At 36.3% G+C, this 17,108-nt stretch carries 17 protein-coding genes, 1 pseudogene and 1 other annotated feature; all 18 genes and pseudogenes read left to right on the plus strand.

The window, feature by feature from the left end; translation table 11 throughout:
* The first annotated feature begins 4 nt into the window (after positions 1-4).
* Entirely contained in the window at positions 5-1,111 is a 1,107-nt protein-coding gene (spoVE, locus tag RZN25_00125) for a stage V sporulation protein E (GenBank protein MEQ6375239.1), read from the plus strand.
* 102 nt (positions 1,112-1,213) lie between these two features.
* A pseudogene (locus RZN25_00130) lies at positions 1,214-1,338 on the plus strand (UDP-N-acetylenolpyruvoylglucosamine reductase).
* Positions 1,339-1,522: 184 nt separating this feature from the next.
* Positions 1,523-2,308, plus strand: a complete 786-nt coding sequence (locus RZN25_00135; protein ID MEQ6375240.1) for an FtsQ-type POTRA domain-containing protein — start codon at positions 1,523-1,525, stop codon at positions 2,306-2,308.
* Positions 2,292-2,987 (plus strand): DUF881 domain-containing protein, encoded by a 696-nt coding sequence (locus RZN25_00140; GenBank protein ID MEQ6375241.1) that lies wholly within the window; start codon positions 2,292-2,294, stop codon positions 2,985-2,987. Before RZN25_00135 ends, RZN25_00140 begins: the two co-directional genes overlap by 17 nt.
* Positions 2,988-2,992: 5 nt before the next feature.
* Entirely contained in the window at positions 2,993-3,706 is a 714-nt protein-coding gene (locus RZN25_00145) for a DUF881 domain-containing protein (protein ID MEQ6375242.1), read from the plus strand.
* A gap of 9 nt (positions 3,707-3,715) precedes the next feature.
* Positions 3,716-4,078, plus strand: coding sequence for a small basic family protein (locus RZN25_00150; protein MEQ6375243.1), 363 nt, complete (start codon positions 3,716-3,718; stop codon positions 4,076-4,078).
* A 440-nt stretch (positions 4,079-4,518) separates the two neighbouring features.
* The gene (ftsA, locus tag RZN25_00155) at positions 4,519-5,796 is read left to right on the plus strand and encodes a cell division protein FtsA (GenBank protein ID MEQ6375244.1); all 1,278 of its coding nucleotides are present in this window, start codon (positions 4,519-4,521) and stop codon (positions 5,794-5,796) included.
* 68 nt (positions 5,797-5,864) lie between these two features.
* Positions 5,865-6,974, plus strand: a complete 1,110-nt coding sequence (gene ftsZ, locus RZN25_00160; protein MEQ6375245.1) for a cell division protein FtsZ — start codon at positions 5,865-5,867, stop codon at positions 6,972-6,974.
* 209 nt (positions 6,975-7,183) lie between these two features.
* Positions 7,184-8,104, plus strand: a complete 921-nt coding sequence (gene spoIIGA / locus RZN25_00165; GenBank protein MEQ6375246.1) for a sigma-E processing peptidase SpoIIGA — start codon at positions 7,184-7,186, stop codon at positions 8,102-8,104.
* Between the two features lie 30 nt (positions 8,105-8,134).
* Complete coding sequence (gene sigE, locus RZN25_00170) at positions 8,135-8,854, plus strand: RNA polymerase sporulation sigma factor SigE (protein MEQ6375247.1); 720 nt, start codon at positions 8,135-8,137, stop codon at positions 8,852-8,854.
* 146 nt (positions 8,855-9,000) lie between these two features.
* Entirely contained in the window at positions 9,001-9,780 is a 780-nt protein-coding gene (sigG, locus tag RZN25_00175) for an RNA polymerase sporulation sigma factor SigG (protein ID MEQ6375248.1), read from the plus strand.
* Positions 9,781-9,892: 112 nt separating this feature from the next.
* Positions 9,893-10,162: a YlmC/YmxH family sporulation protein gene (locus RZN25_00180; protein ID MEQ6375249.1), complete on the plus strand. Its 270-nt coding sequence runs from the start codon at positions 9,893-9,895 to the stop codon at positions 10,160-10,162.
* Between the two features lie 71 nt (positions 10,163-10,233).
* A complete protein-coding gene (gene pgeF / locus RZN25_00185; GenBank protein ID MEQ6375250.1) occupies positions 10,234-11,043 on the plus strand; it encodes a peptidoglycan editing factor PgeF in 810 nt (269 codons plus the stop codon).
* 13 nt (positions 11,044-11,056) lie between these two features.
* Positions 11,057-11,731 carry a YggS family pyridoxal phosphate-dependent enzyme gene (locus RZN25_00190; GenBank protein ID MEQ6375251.1) on the plus strand — a complete coding sequence of 225 codons (675 nt, stop codon included), beginning with the start codon at positions 11,057-11,059 and terminating at the stop codon, positions 11,729-11,731.
* A gap of 80 nt (positions 11,732-11,811) precedes the next feature.
* Positions 11,812-12,072 (plus strand): YggT family protein, encoded by a 261-nt coding sequence (locus RZN25_00195; protein ID MEQ6375252.1) that lies wholly within the window; start codon positions 11,812-11,814, stop codon positions 12,070-12,072.
* A 67-nt stretch (positions 12,073-12,139) separates the two neighbouring features.
* Positions 12,140-12,913, plus strand: coding sequence for a YlmH/Sll1252 family protein (locus RZN25_00200; protein ID MEQ6375253.1), 774 nt, complete (start codon positions 12,140-12,142; stop codon positions 12,911-12,913).
* Positions 12,914-13,003: 90 nt separating this feature from the next.
* Positions 13,004-13,528, plus strand: coding sequence for a DivIVA domain-containing protein (locus RZN25_00205; GenBank protein ID MEQ6375254.1), 525 nt, complete (start codon positions 13,004-13,006; stop codon positions 13,526-13,528).
* 47 nt (positions 13,529-13,575) lie between these two features.
* Positions 13,576-13,803: a binding site (T-box leader), on the plus strand.
* 94 nt (positions 13,804-13,897) lie between these two features.
* Entirely contained in the window at positions 13,898-16,654 is a 2,757-nt protein-coding gene (ileS, locus tag RZN25_00210; protein ID MEQ6375255.1) for an isoleucine--tRNA ligase, read from the plus strand.
* Positions 16,655-17,108 lie beyond the last annotated feature (454 nt).

A 17,108-nucleotide genomic window follows, 5' to 3' on the forward strand; every position in this document is an offset into this window, starting at 1 on the left:
TTTTTTGCAATCAAAACTTCTGCACAACCGACCAGATTGGCTATTTCTTATCTTGGTTTTTACATTATTAACCATTGGGGTAGTCATGGTTTATAGTGCTTCAGCAGTATGGAGTGAATACAAATTTAATGATCAGTTTTTCTATGCAAAGCGTCAGCTGTTATTTGCAGTAACAGGGATAATTGCTATGTTTTTTATTATGAAAATTCCTTATTTGACTTGGAGAACTTATGCTCCTACAATTTTAATCATCTGTTTTATTTTGTTAGGGATAGTGTTGGTTCCAGGAGTCGGCTTAGTCAGAGGAGGAGCTCAAAGTTGGATTGGAATTGGAGCGTTTAGTATCCAACCTTCGGAATTCATGAAACTAGGTTTAATCATGTTCCTATCTAAATTATTAACAGAGAATCAAAAATCAATCCAGTCTTTTAGAAAAGGTTTTATCCCTCCATTTTCTATTGTTCTTGCTGCCTTTGGATTAATTATGTTACAGCCAGATTTGGGGACAGGTGTGGTAATAGTTGGTACGAGCTTGTTACTTATGTTTATTGCTGGGGCAAAAATATCACATTTTATTGGACTTGGGATAGTTGGAATTGCAGGGTTTGTTGGATTGATTGCCTCAGCTCCCTATAGGATTCAAAGAATTACAGCATTTTTAAATCCTTGGGAGGATCCATTAGGTAGTGGGTTCCAAATTATTCAATCCTTATATGCCATTGGGCCAGGCGGGTTAATGGGGTTAGGGTTAGGTCAGAGTCTTCAAAAATTCTTTTATCTTCCTGAACCACAAACTGACTTTATTTTTGCGATATTAGCAGAGGAACTGGGTTTTATTGGAGGAACTTTTGTTCTTTTATTGTTCTTTTTATTTTTATGGCGCGGCATTCGAATAGCTTTGGGAAGTCCAGATATGTTTGGAACTTTGTTAGCATTAGGAATTGTTGGTATGATTTCCATTCAGGTGATGATTAATATTTCAGTCGTTACAGGATTAATTCCTGTTACAGGAATTACCTTACCTTTCCTTAGCTATGGAGGATCATCATTAACCCTTACATTGTGCTCAGTGGGGGTCCTTCTAAACATCAGTCAACATGCAAAGTATTAACTTAAGAAAACCACCTTTAAGGCTCGTCATCGGCGGGCTTTTTGCTTATTTAAAAGGTGCATTCCCTTCATTACAGTAAGGGCCGGCCACTGATTGAAGTTTCACTTTATTATAAATACTGAGAGTGCAATGTTTGAAGATGTAATTGCCCTTGTTGAACATGTGAAGAAAACCATTAAAGAAAAACTTCAATTGATTTGCACACTGAGGTAGAAATTATTAACTAGAAACTCTAAAAATTATAGAAAAACTAAAGAAAAATACTTTGTTTTGGGATAAAATTCCCTTCGATTTTATACAGACCTCTATGGTATAATGCTTCTATATCATGATGAAACGGCATCTTTGTATGCCGTTTCCTTTCTTTCATAGTACTAATCCAAGTTGAGAATTTATTGAGGGGATATATATATGTCAGATAAAAAAATAATCTCCATTGAGGAACGAATACCACAGTTAAAACAGTCCAGAAAGAAAAAAGCAAATCGAAGATTAGTGTTCTACCTGTCCATTTTTTTCTTGCTTATTGGTATTATTGTTTATCTTCAGTCTCCTTTAAGTGGGATAAAGACTATAGGTGTTACGGGGAACACATCATTGGAAAAGGACTTTATCATTTCTCAAAGCGGAATTCAACTTGGTGACAATCTTTGGAAGGTAGAACAGAAGGATGTAAAGGAAGCCTTGCTAAAAATACCGGAAATAAAAAATGTCTCTGTAAAAAGGAACTTTCCTTCAAGCTTGATTATTACAATTACTGAATTTCATCGTGTGGGATATGTTAAGATAGATGGCTCTTATTTTCCAATACTCGAAAATGGGACAGAGCTGATCAATCAACCTATGAATTTGCCTAATGGAGATGCACCTATTCTTCTAGGGTTTGAGGAAGGAATCTATCTTTCAGAGTTTACAGAAGAGTTAACAAACCTCCCATTATCTATTTCTAATCTTATTTCTGAGATTCATTGGATTCCTACAGATGAAAACCCCTATCGAGTAAAGCTTTATATGAACAATGGACTTGAAGTTCATACCTCTATTCGGAGATTTAGTCAAAAGATGTTAGCCTACCCTTCTATTGCTCAACAAATTGACCCAAATAAACCGGGCGTTTTACATATTGATGTTGGTGCTTTTTTTAAACCCTTGAATGAGAATGATGAGGAAGTGGACAACGATGAAATTGAGGGGTAATGATGTCATATTAGCATTGGTATTGCTTGTTTTCGGATTTATGGTTGCCTTTAGTTATCAATATACAAAAGAACAATCCGAAAATAAACGGATTTCAGAATCACTTAATGAGGATTATACTTACAGACAACAATTGGTGGAAATCAAACAAAAAAATAAAGAATTGAGAACTGAGCTCTTAAATAAGAAGACTAGGGTCCATGAATTAGAATCTAATCTTGCCTCTCAAGAATCTATCCTGTCTAACTATGTAGATGAGAAAACAAAATTGCAGATGCTAACCGGGGGGTTACCTATCATGGGTTCTGGTGTCGAAGTCACTCTTCAAGATGCAGAGTATGTACCTAGTGAGGGAAATATAAATCAATATATTGTACATGAAGGTCATGTATTAAAGGTCATACATGAATTGTATGCTGCAGGGGCAATTGCAATCGCCATTAATGGTCAAAGAATCTATCATGATAGTTTTATATCATGTGTTGGACCAGTCATATCCGTTGATGGCAAAAGCTTTCCATCTCCGTTTACTATATCAGCTATTGGTGATCAAGATACTCTTTACAAGAGTTTAGAGCTAACACAAGGTGTAGTAGATGAGCTTGTTGCTGAAAATATAACGGTAACTTTGCAAAAGAAGCAAGAAATTCAAATGAATGCAAGATTAACGAACGGGTGAATAAGATGAGGAATATAAAGCAACAGGTTATATTTTCTGTTATTTTCTTACTCATTGGTTATATGGTAACTCTCCAACTAAAAAGTGTTGGGCAACCCGAGATCCGTGATACTAGAGATTTATTTGAAGTAAGAGAAGAAATTAAAAGAGAGCAAAAAAACCAACAATATTTATATAAAGAATTAGAAAAAATCGATGAAACCATTGAACAATACACAGAAGCAAGTGAGGAAGAAAAAATAAACACATTACAAGACTCAGTAAGCTCTTTGAAAAAGCAGGCAGGGTTAACAGAAATCACTTCGACTGGCTTAACGATTACCATTTCCCCTATTTTGTATGGGATAGGTATGGAGGCACAGACTTATCCAACTCTATCTTCAGATTTATTACGAAGATTGATTAATGAACTAAACAAGTTTGGAGCCGATCATATTGCAATTGAAACAGAGAGGTTAACCTCCATTTCACCAATTAGAGAAGTAAACGGAAGGACCTATGTGAATCAACGGCCTGTTCCTCCACTTCCCGTTCATATCTATGTTGTCACTGATTATCCAGACCGAGTTCGGGATTTTTTAGAGGTTAGTGAGTCTAGGGACATATTTGCAATTGAGGACATGGAAATTACTGTAAAAGTAGAAGAAGTGACACTTCCCAAATACGAAGGCCATATAGAGATTGTTGAAATAGAGCTAGCTGAAGAACATACAAAGTAGGTGAACAATTTGTGGTTACCCGTTCTCTTCTTGTTAATAGGTATCAGTTTGGGATTATTAACTGATTTTCATCTCAATGATACTTATACAAATTATCTGTCCATTGCTTTGTTGGCGGCTTTTGACACATTAATTGGTGGAACAAGAGCACATCTTGAAGGTAAGTTTGATGAAAGTATTTTTGTATCGGGATTTTTTACTAATATTTTATTAGCTGCATTTTTAGCTTTCTTGGGATTGCAGCTTGGGATAGACTTATATTTAGTAGCTGTTTTTGCATTTGGAGTGCGAATTTTTCAAAATATTGCTGTAGCACGTCGAATTTTGCTAGAAAAATTTAAGAATTACAAGAAAATCAAAAAAAATCATTAGAAATAAGAAGGAAAATATCTAATTGTTGTGGAAATACAAACTGTATGTTTCATTTATTTTAAATAGAGGTGACTTTTTTAGTTTTCATTATTTTTATCCCTCATGCTTATCAAATCTTAAGTAAAATGAGAAGAGTAGGTGGGCGGATAAACTCCCATGAAAATAAAACATTAAATTTTTCATCTTTGTTGGTAAAGCTTGCTTCATGGTTGGCTTACCCGTAAGTGTCCGATTAATTCCAGGACCTTTAAGTCATACCCAACCATGGGTACTAACAATCAGTGGGGGATGAAGAAAGCCCCACCGATTCAAGTTTTACTTTATTTCTTAATCTTGATTAAATTTACACTTTTGGAAAATGCCATTCGTTGTTATTTGTTGGATAATTCGATACCATTTTGATATATTCGATGGCCTTATATTGTAGGAGGTGCCTTAGTTTGAATCACAATGAAATTTTAGTCAGCTTGGATATTGGTACATCAAAAATTAAAGTGATCATAGGTGAAGTTTTAAAAGATACATTGAACATAATCGGTGTAGGTACAGCTAAATCTCAAGGTATGAAAAAAGGTGCCATTGTAGATATTGATTTAACTGTTCAATCCATTCGTAACGCAGTTGAACAAGCTGAAAGAATGGTTGGAATGAATATAGATCGTGTAATAGTTGGAGTTAACGGAAATCATGTACAGATGCAGCCATGTCATGGAGTTGTAGCTGTTTCGAGTGAAAACCGCGAAATAGGAAACGAAGATATTACAAGAGTTATAGATGCTGCTCAAGTCATGTCTATCCCGCCAGAGAGAGAAATTATTGATGTGATACCAAAACAATTTATTGTAGATGGTTTGGATGAAATTAAAGATCCAAGAGGAATGATTGGTGTTCGTTTGGAAATGGAAGGTATCATTATCACTTGCTCGAAAACCATTTTGCACAATTTGTTGAAATGTGTTGAAAGGGCAAATCTTGAAGTGTTAGATATCTGTCTCCAACCTTTAGCAGCAGGCTCCGTTGCTTTGTCAAAAGATGAAAAAAATTTAGGAGTTGCATTAGTTGATATTGGTGGAGGAAGTACAACAGTTTCTCTTTTTGAGCATGGACACATCAAGGGGTCTAGTGTTATTCCTTTAGGTGGGGATATGATTACTAAGGATTTATCCATTGGTTTACGTACCTCAACTGAGGAAGCTGAGGAAATTAAGCAAAGAATTGGACATGCATACTTTGATCATGCTTCTGAAGAGGATTCTTTCGAGGTTTCTATAATTGGAAGTGATAGAAAACAATCATTTAATCAATTGCAAATTTCTGATATGATTGAGGCAAGGCTTGAAGAGATATTTGCTTTTGTAGATCAAGAAGTTCGTAGATTAGGATATAAAGATGTGCCTGGAGGATTTGTATTGACTGGTGGGGTAATGAGTATGCCAGGGGCACTTGACCTTGCCTATGATGTATTTCAATCTAATGTTAGAGTAGCAATACCGGATTACATAGGGGTAAGAGAACCGCAATTTACGTCTAGCGTTGGAATATTGCAATTTGCCTACTCCAATGCCAAAATACAAGGGAAACAATTAAACCAAGCTGTTTCTACTCATTCACCAGAAGCAAAAGTGAAAAAAGTAAAGGTTCCCGTAAAAGATAAACGTCAAAAGAAGCCAAAGGAATCGGGCTTGTCGAACTTCTTTAAATACTTTTTTGATGAATAAGACGTTCCCTTTCTCCATGAAATTAACTTCATTGAAACTTTGAATCTTGCAAAATAGGAGGAACGAAAATGTTGGATTTTGATACAAGTATGGAGCCGCTAGCAACGATAAAAGTTATCGGAGTTGGTGGCGGTGGAAGTAATGCCGTAAATCGAATGATTGAACATGGAGTTCAAGGTGTTGAATTTATAGCTGTTAACACGGATGCTCAAGCTTTAAATTTGTCCAAAGCACAAGTGAAAATGCAGATAGGAACGAAGTTAACTCGTGGGTTGGGAGCGGGTGCTAACCCTGAAGTAGGGAGAAAAGCAGCTGAAGAAAGCAAAGAGCAGATTGAGGAAGTCTTGCAAGGAGCGGATATGGTATTTGTCACGGCAGGAATGGGTGGAGGCACTGGGACAGGTGCGGCGCCTGTAATTGCTCAAATCGCTAAGGAGATTGGGGCATTAACTGTTGGGGTTGTTACTAGACCGTTTACCTTTGAAGGCAGAAAGCGTTCTGCTCAAGCAACTGGTGGAATTGATGCGTTCAAATCAAATGTGGATACTCTAATTGTCATCCCAAATGACCGATTGCTTGAAATTGTAGATAAAAACACCCCAATGCTAGAAGCGTTTAGAGAGGCAGATAATGTTTTGCGTCAAGGGGTCCAAGGGATATCCGATTTGATTGCTGTCCCTGGATTAATAAACTTGGATTTTGCTGATGTTAAGACCATTATGTCTGACAAAGGTTCAGCACTTATGGGTATTGGTGTTGCAACTGGAGAAAATCGTGCACAAGAAGCTGCTAAAAAAGCCATTTCTTCTCCACTACTTGAGACATCGATCGACGGTGCTCAAGGCGTATTAATGAACATAACAGGTGGGACAAACCTAAGTCTTTACGAGGTACAAGAAGCAGCGGATATCGTTTCTTCTGCAGCAGATCAAGAAGTAAATATGATCTTTGGTTCTGTCATCAATGAAACCTTAAAGGACGAGATCATAGTTACTGTTATTGCTACAGGCTTTGATGAAAATCAAATGCAAGCTCAAAAACCAAGGATCCTTGGGAAGGTTACACCTCAAAGAAAAAGAGAAGAATCCAAAAGAGAAACAGCTCCGGCTCACACAAATTATGAAGAGGATACACTTGATATTCCAACCTTTTTAAGAAATAGAGATCGTAGAAGATAAACCAACGCAAAAACGACTGATACTAATCAGTCGTTTTTTTATATTCAAAAGTCAAGAATTATTTCTAAATATTAATCGACTGAATAGAACAGAAACAACAAAAAATGGAGAAAAAAAGAACTAAATTCATGGCAACATCCGACACACTTTGTTGGCTCTATCTTTTATACTAACCATTAATGATTCCTTTAATAGAAAGGAAGACAATCTTGACTATCTATTTAGATGCCGTTTGGTTACTGAATGTGCTACTTGATGCCATGATTTTAATGTTAACTGCAGCCTGGACTAGAACATTTTTGCGAAAGAGAAGAATTATTTTAGGGGCTATATTTGCTTCTGTGATCGTTCCCCTTTCTGTATATTTTCCAGGTTCACCATTAGAGTCGATTCCTGGAAAAATTCTTTTTTCCATGGCAGTTGTATGGGTAACCTTTGATTTTCAAAATATCCGAATGTTTTTTCAAAAATGGCTCACTTTTTACTTTGCAACATTTGCATTAGGAGGAGGAATGGTAGGGTTTTATTTTTTGTTGGGAGAGCCATTTCATATTCAAGATGGAATACTCCTTACCAATAGAACCGGAATAGGAGCTGGTGTGACTTGGATTTATGTCATTGTTTTATTCCCATTGATTTGGATATTTTTGCATAATCGAATGAAGGAATTATTTGCTTTTAAATTAAAAACAGATCAACTTTTTCCTGTAACAATTAAAATGAATGGTCATTCCTATTCCACTCAAGGATTGCTTGATACGGGGAATCAGTTAGTAGACCCTTTTTCAAAGCGACCTGTCTTATTAGTAGATGAACCTTTTATTAAGCAGTGGTTTGACCATGAAGAGTGGCAAAGTTTAAAAACAGTCCATGAAACGTTTGACGTTTCTCTTCTTCCAGAAAAGTGGATTGGAAGAATTCATATGATTCCATATCAGGGAGCAAAGGGAATAAGTGAATTTATGTTGACTTTAAAGCCTGAACAAGTCATTTGTACCATTGAAGACAAGAAACAAATATTTTCAAAGGTTTTTATAGGGATTCAGTTTGGTCAAATGACGACTGACGAGAGTTATCATTGTTTGTTACATCCACATATGTGGATTGACTCCACTTCTACTGCTTCATAATTCTGATACTAACGAAAAGGGGAGAAAATCATGAGGTTACTGCGATTGCGACTTCAACTATTCTGGTACAAGCTAAAAGAGCGGTTAGGTTTAAAACCAAAAGAAATTTATTATATAGGAGGTAGCGAAGCTCTACCACCACCACTTTCAAAGGAAGAAGAACAAGAGCTTTTAACCAGATTACCAAAAGGAGATAAGGCGGCAAGAGCAGTATTAATAGAGCGAAATTTAAGGCTTGTAGTATACATTGCAAGAAAATTTGAAAATACAGGTATAAATATTGAAGATCTTATCAGTATTGGAACGATTGGATTAATAAAAGCTGTAAACACTTTTAATCCAGAAAAGAAAATTAAATTAGCCACATATGCATCAAGGTGTATAGAAAATGAAATATTAATGTACTTAAGAAGAAATAACAAACTACGTTCAGAGGTGTCATTCGATGAACCACTTAATATTGATTGGGATGGAAACGAATTGTTGTTATCAGATGTATTAGGTACAGAAAATGATATTATAACAAAGGGGCTAGAATCAAAAATAGATAGAAAACTATTGATAAAAGCTCTTGAACAACTGAATGACCGTGAAAAACAAATTATGGAATTAAGATTTGGATTAGTGGGTCAAGAAGAAAAAACACAGAAAGATGTAGCAGATATGCTTGGGATTTCACAATCCTACATTTCAAGATTAGAAAAAAAAATCATAAAAAGATTACAAAAAGAATTTAAAAAAATGGTTTGAATGAAAGTAAGAAAACCCTGAATAAATAACGTTTTCTAGAATGTCCTGAATTACTCGGGGCATTTTGTTCTATTTCCACAACTGCATAAAATTCCCCCCAACGGTAATACTAACGCATACACCAACTCCATATGGGAGGGAATGCAGTGACAAGACATAAGGTTGAGATATGTGGAGTAGATACATCAAAATTACCAGTACTCAAAAATGAAGAAATGCGTGTGTTGTTTAAAAGGTTGCAGGCTGGAGAATTAGAAGCAAGAGAACAGCTTGTAAATGGAAATCTACGTCTCGTATTAAGTGTCATACAAAGGTTTAATAACCGAGGTGAAAACGTTGATGACCTCTTTCAAGTTGGTTGTATCGGTTTAATGAAATCAATCGATAACTTTGACTTAAGTCAAAATGTAAAATTCTCAACTTACGCAGTACCAATGATAATTGGTGAAATAAGACGTTATTTAAGAGATAACAATCCTATAAGAGTGTCACGTTCATTACGTGATATTGCTTATAAGGCTTTACAAGTAAGAGAAAAATTGATTAATAAAACTTCCAAAGAACCAACAGCAGCTGAGATTGCAAAAGAGATGGACATCCCTCATTCCGATGTTGTTTTTGCATTAGATGCTATTCAAGATCCTGTATCCTTATTTGAGCCCATCTATAATGATGGGGGGGACCCGATTTTTGTTATGGATCAACTAAGTGATGAGAAAAATAAAGATTCCATATGGATCGATGAAATTGCACTGCAAGAGGGGATGCATAGATTAAATGAAAGAGAAAAGATGATACTTAATAAGCGATTTTTCCAAGGGAAAACTCAAATGGAAGTAGCCGAAGAAATTGGTATTTCTCAAGCTCAAGTTTCCAGATTGGAAAAAGCAGCAATAAGTGAAATGAACAAGCAAATTTTCGATTAAATTTCAGCACTGCCCGTTGGGTAGTGCTTCTTTTACTACTTCCTAATTAACAAAAAATCATTGCAATCCTTTCCCAAACACCGCATATAGTTTACTAAAGGCGGTGTTTTAGATGATTACTATTTCAGAACTCCAAGTGAAAGATATTGTCGCTGTAGATACAGGTAAAAAATTAGGACATCTCACAGATTTAGATATTGACATTCATCAAGGGGTTATTCGGGCAATTGTGATCACAACCAAAGGGAAGGTAATGGGAATGTTTGGTCAAGTGGAAGAGTGGGTAATACCTTGGAAAAACATCATCAATATAGGGGAAGATGTGATTTTAGTTCGACATGTTCAAACTCCTGTCATCAAGGAATATCCAAAGGTTGAGTGATTTCATTTCGAGAAACTTTATTAAAATTGTGTTAAAATAAACAAAAATAAGTTATAAGTGAGGGGTTTTTGTTGAAAGAACCTTTTCAAATGGTATCATCTTCTCTTTTAGCAATTGATGAATGGCAAAAAATTGAACCAACTCTTTCTGTGGGTTTCACAACCAAAATCGGAGGGGAAAGCAGAGCTCCGTACCAGTCTTTAAATCTTGCCTATCATGTGGCGGATGACCCGGATCGTGTTACAGAAAACCGGAAGAGAGTAGCTGAAGATCTTGGATTTCCTCTTACCCAGTGGATCATGGGAGAACAGATTCACGGAAAAAAAGTGGTTCGAGTAGGAGGTAAGGATGCGGGATTAGGTTCTATAGACAATCAAAGTAATATTGCACAAGTAGATGGGCTTATAACTAATGAAAAAAATCTATTATTAGTTGCTGCATTTGCAGACTGTACGCCCCTTTATTTTTGGGATCCTGTTAGCGGTAATATTGGATTGGCACATGCAGGTTGGAGAGGGACGGTACAAGGAATTGGAACAGAAATGCTTCGCCAATTTTTAGAAGCTGGATCTAAAATGAAAGATATTAAGATAGCAATCGGTCCATGTATTGGTCAGCCGTATTATGAAGTTGACACTGTGGTGATTGATCAGATCCCAGCACAGTATCATCGAGAGTCAATGATCTCACAGGTTGATTTCGCTCATTATTTGTTGAACTTAAAGGAAGTAAATCGTCAAATTTTGTTGGATTTTGGGGCTTGCCCGGGAAATATTCTCACTACAAACTACTGTACACACGAAGATTCTTCTCTGTTTTATTCACATCGAAGAGATCAAGGAAAAACAGGAAGAATGTTAGCTTATATCGGGAAAAGCTAGAAAGGGGTATATCATGCCTGTAGCAAAAAACTTGGCACAAATAAAACAAAGAATTGAGGATGCATGTAAAAAATCCAATCGAAATCCTGAGGATATTCAAATAATAGCTGTTACTAAGTATGTTTCAAATGAAAGGGCAGCTGAAGCCTTGGAAGCTGGTATAAAACATTTTGGAGAAAATCGTGTAGAGGGAATACAGGCTAAGTTTACTTATTTTCAAGATAAAGCCCATTATCATTTCATTGGAACTCTCCAATCACGAAAAGTAAAAGAACTACTACCATACATAGAAATGCTACACTCACTCGATCGTGAATCGATTGCAAAAGAAATCGATAAACGCTCAGAAAGGGTCATTCCTTGCTTTGTTCAAGTGAATACAAGTGGAGAGGAATCTAAGCAAGGTTTAGATCCATCTGAGGTTGAAGCTTTTATCGAAAAGTTAGCCAATTACTCTAAGGTCAGGGTAGTAGGATTAATGACCATGGCCCCCTTAACGGAGAATCAAAGTAAGTTACGTGAGACTTTTACTAATCTTCGTGAACTAAAAGAAAAAATAGAGGCTAAAGGGTTGACTCATGCCCCTTGCCACTTTTTATCTATGGGGATGAGTAATGATTTTGAGATTGCTATTGAAGAAGGAGCTACTCATGTACGTATAGGCTCCGCTCTCGTTGGCCATGAATAGTTGATACAAAATTACAATAAATAGGTGGACAAACCTAAAAGAAATGATTAAGGTAAAAGAGAAGAAGAGGTGGTGATTATATGTCAACGGTGATTAGTTTAATAGGGACAATCATATATTTTTATAATATATTATTAATTATTTATATCCTTATGTCATGGTTTCCAGGAGCAAGGGAATCATCATTCGGAAAAATGCTAGCTAATTTGTGTGAACCTTATCTAGAGCCCTTCCGAAAAATTATTCCGCCATTAGGGATGATTGATATTTCACCAATTGTCGCTATTCTGGTTTTAAATTTTGCATCTAGAGGCGTAAATCAGCTTGCTTTCATGTTTTAACATGATCCCCCTTGCCGATTATTTTAGCAGGGGGGTTTTTACTTATTTATAGAAGGTGAATTGAGGAATGAACATCTATCAACATTATCGTCCTGAAGAGCACCCATGGGTTGATTTGATTTTGTCATGGCAAGAAGAAGTGGGGACAACATATCAAAGAAAAAGAAGCGACTTTTTGAATCCAAGGGAACAATGGATCTTTCAATCGGTTATTGGAAAACACTCCGATTTTAAGTGGGAACTTTTTGGCGGTCATCCTGAATCAGAAAGAAAACGTGCTATTTTAGCCCCATTTTACGAAGAAATTCAAATGAAAGATTTCGGGTTAAAGCTTTTAAGAGCTTCCTATCCAACAAAATTCATGGATATTGGTCATCGTGATGTTTTGGGTTCTTTTATGTCCTTAGGCATAAAAAGAAGTAAACTAGGAGATTTATTTGTTCAGGATGGGATGATACAGATTATGATAGATGAAGATATATCTTCATATGTTCAAATGAATTTAACTAAAATGAAAAATGCGTCAGTTTCTTTTCAAGAAATTGCATTGACTGAGATAAAAAAGAGTGATGAGAAATGGTTGGAAAATGAAGGAACTGTATCTTCTCCAAGGCTAGATGCTATACTTAAAGAAATTTATCGTCTATCCCGTTCAAAGGCTTCTGAAGCCATTACAAGAGGAATGATTAAAGTTAATCATCAGCTAGTTGAAGATCCAAGCTTTATTATCCAGGAAGGAGACATTCTTTCTTTTCGTGGGAAAGGAAGAGCGAAAATGGATAATTTTCATGGGGTCACAAAAAAAGACAAGCACCGTTTTTCATATAAAACCTTAAAATAGTCGTGAAAAAAGAAGGATTTTAAGGAATTACGTCGAAATAAAATGTTAATAGAAAATGAACCAGACACGAATATTAAGGAGGTGGCCCTTGTGCCATTAACGCCATTGGACATTCATAATAAAGAATTTACTCGTACATTTCGTGGATATGATGAGGATGAGGTAAACGAATTTTTGGATCAAGTAATTAAAGATTATGAATTTGTAATCAGAGAAAAAAAGGCACTTGAGGAACAAGTAGCTCAACTTAATGAAAAGTTAGGCCATTTTAATAATATTGAAGGGACTTTGAATAAGTCTATTTTAATTGCTCAAGAAACTGCAGAAGAAGTAAAGGGGAATGCGAAGAAAGAAGCTAAGCTTATCATTAAAGAAGCGGAGAAAAATGCTGATCGAATAATTAATGAATCTCTCTCTAAGTCTCGTAGTATTGCGTTAGAGGTAGAAGAGTTGAAGAAGCAGGCAAAAGTCTTTAGAACAAGATTAAAGATGATGGTTGAAGCTCAGCTAGATCTAATTGATAATGATGATTGGGACGATATTTTTAATATAGAAAAGCTTGAAATAAATGAAGAGGAAGAATTTAATCGCCGGCTTGCAGAGAATAATTCTTGACGCAGAACTTATTTTTACATATAATTCAATAACATAATTGAATGATATGAACTACTATGACAGGGATAGTACAATTTGAGCGATTTCATAAAGCGAGTCAGGGATGGTGAAAGCCTGAATGGAATTTAAATTGGAAGATCACCCTCGAGTATCCACTCGAAAGAGAACAAGTAGATGTGGACGTTTTATTCACGTTACGAATGCTTCAAGAGGATTGATGTTATCAGAAAACAACAATCTAAAAGGGTGGTACCGCGAGCTTTCTCGTCCCTTAGGGATGTGAAGGCTTTTTTATATGGTGTAAAAGATTGCTTGAGTTTTATTAAAATTGTCAATGATGGTAAAAAGAATTAGAAGGAGGAAATGGTGTTGGAATACAAAGACACATTGTTAATGCCAAAAACAGATTTTCCAATGAGAGGAAATCTCCCCAATCGGGAACCTGTTCTCCAAAAGGAATGGGATGAACAAAACATTTATAAAAAGGTACAGGACCGAACCAAAGGGAGACCTTTATTTATTCTTCATGATGGCCCGCCATATGCAAATGGCGACATTCACATGGGTCATGCTTTAAATAAGATTTTAAAAGATATGATTGTTCGTTATAAATCTATGTCTGGATACCATGCCCCTTATGTTCCTGGTTGGGATACACATGGATTACCTATCGAAACTGCACTAACTAAAAACAAAAAAGTAGATCGCAAAAAGATGAGTGTGGCGGAATTTCGTCAACGCTGTGCAGAATATGCTTTAGAACAAATCGATCGTCAAAGAGAACAATTTAAGCAACTTGGAGTCCGTGGTGATTGGGAAAATCCCTATGTGACCTTAACAAAGGATTATGAATCTGCTCAGATTCAGGTTTTTGGAGAAATGGCTAAAAAGGGTTATATTTACAAAGGATTGAAACCAGTTTATTGGTCTCCATCAAGTGAGTCAGCTTTAGCTGAAGCCGAAATTGAATATTATGATAAACGTTCTCCATCTATTTATGTGGCCTTTGAGATTGCAGAAGGAAACGAATTCCTAAATGGAGAGGAAAAAATTATTATTTGGACGACAACTCCTTGGACTATTCCGGCAAACTTAGGAATTTCTGTCCATCCAGAAGTCACTTATTCTGTTGTGAAAGTAAAAGAGGAGAAGTTTGTCATTGCTCAAGACTTATTGGAAGAAGTTACAAAGGTGCTTGAGTGGGAAAATCCTGAGGTTGTAAAATCTTTCAAAGGTAAAGATATTGAGAATGTAAAGGCGAAACACCCTTTTTATGATCGAACTTCTTTAGTTATGGTTGGTGATCATGTAACAACAGAAAGCGGAACTGGTTGTGTGCACACGGCTCCAGGTCATGGGGAAGATGACTTCTGGGTAGGGAAGAAATATGGCCTTGATACATTGTGCCCAGTTGATGATAAGGGGTATTTTACTTCGGAAGCCCCTGATTTTGAAGGATTGTTCTATGAAGACGCAAACAAAGCAATTACCGAGCGCTTAGAGTCACAAAATGCTTTATTGAAATTAACTTTTATTACTCATTCCTATCCACATGATTGGAGAACAAAGAAGCCGACTATTTTCCGGGCAACAAGCCAATGGTTTGCTTCTATCAAAGACTTCAGAGATCAAATTCTTAAAGAGATTAATGAAGTAACGTGGGTTCCTAAGTGGGGAGAAACTAGATTATATAACATGGTTCGTGATCGTGAAGATTGGTGTATTTCTCGCCAAAGAACATGGGGAGTGCCAATTCCAGTCTTTTATGGAGAAGATGGAGAGCCGATCATAACAGATGAAACAATCAATCATGTTTCCCAATTATTTAGAGAACATGGTTCTAATGTTTGGTTTGAGTGGGAAACAAAGGATCTACTACCTGAAGGATTTACATCAGATCATAGTCCAAATGGCAAATTCACAAAAGAAACGGATATTATGGATGTATGGTTTGACTCAGGATCTTCTCATCAGGCTGTCCTTGTAGAAAGAGAAGAACTCCAGAGACCAGCAGATATGTATTTAGAAGGATCAGATCAATATAGAGGATGGTTCAATTCATCTCTTTCCACCTCTGTAGCTGTGACCGGGAAAGCTCCTTATAAATCAATTTTAAGTCATGGATTTGCATTAGATGGAGAAGGCCGCAAAATGAGTAAATCCCTTGGGAATGTCGTTGTTCCTTCTAAAGTCATGAAGCAGCTTGGAGCTGACATTTTGAGGTTATGGGTTGCAAGTGTTGACTATCAAGCTGATGTAAGAATTTCAGATGATATCCTTAAGCAAGTAGCTGAGGTGTATCGAAAGATTAGAAACACTTTCCGATTCCTACTTGGGAATTTGCGCGATTTTGATCCTAAGGTAGATCGTGTACCTGTTGAACAACTTCAGGAAGTAGATCAATATATGCTGTTACGACTGCAAGAAGTTGTTAATCGAGTTCGTAAAGGGTATGATACCTACGAATATTCAACAATTTATCACACTGTGCAGAACTTCTGCACGATTGACTTAAGTTCATTCTATTTAGACTTTGCTAAGGATATTTTATATATTGAAGCTAAGGATCATCCGCGTCGTCGTAGCATTCAAACGGTATATTATGAAACATTAACATCCTTGGTAAAGCTGTTGTCTCCAATCCTTTCTCATACAACTGATGAACTATGGAAGTTTATTCCTGGAGTAGAAGAGGAAAGCGTTCAGTTAACAGATATGCCTGAGCCTAAAGAGATGGAGGATCAACAAGAATTAAAGAAAAAATGGGATATGTTCATGGATGTAAGAGATGATGTCTTAAAGGCTTTAGAGGAAGCAAGAAATGAAAAGGTGATTGGAAAATCATTAGAAGCAAAAGTAACCATTGTTCCAAAAAATGAAGAGACAAAGAATTTGCTAAACAGCATTGAACATCTTCACCAATTGTTAATTGTTTCAGGAATTGAATTAAAAGATAAAGATGATAACTCTAAGGAATATGACCATGTTTTTGTCAAAGTTTCTCCTTACGAGGGTGAAAAGTGTCAAAGATGTTGGGTTGTTTCAGAAGAAGTAGGATCAAATGATAAGCACCCGGACCTATGTCCACGATGTGCAACAATTATAGAAGAACACTATGTGAATTAATACAAAAGTCTGCTGTTTTCAGCAGACTTTTTAAAAAGATAAAGTATAAAATTTGTCTAGCGCAAGCGCCCTATCGACTAGAGTCGGTTCCCTCCTCTCCATCGAAAAGTCAACATCGATGAAGGAGGTTCGGTTAAAAACGCGACATCCGATTACTCGGCCCACCGAAAACATTTGTCGCAACACCGAACTGACTCGCAGGATGCGAGCCCTCGTGAACCGTGTTTCCTTTGGGCCTACACGATGTAGGTCACCACACGATGTGACGGCTTTAGCCGACGATCCTTAATCCACCGCCTTACGTCGATGATCAAGGGTGCTTGCGCTTTTCTTAATATGTACGTGTGCTTTTCTTACTTTCATGTAACGATAAATAAATTCTTTAGAAACCTTCAAAAAAAGTTCACATGTTAGAAGGAAATATGGTAGGAAAATGTTTGAATTTTGTTTAAAA

The sequence above is a fragment of the Bacillaceae bacterium S4-13-56 genome (genome assembly GCA_040191315.1).
Classification (GTDB): domain Bacteria; phylum Bacillota; class Bacilli; order Bacillales; family JAWJLM01; genus JAWJLM01.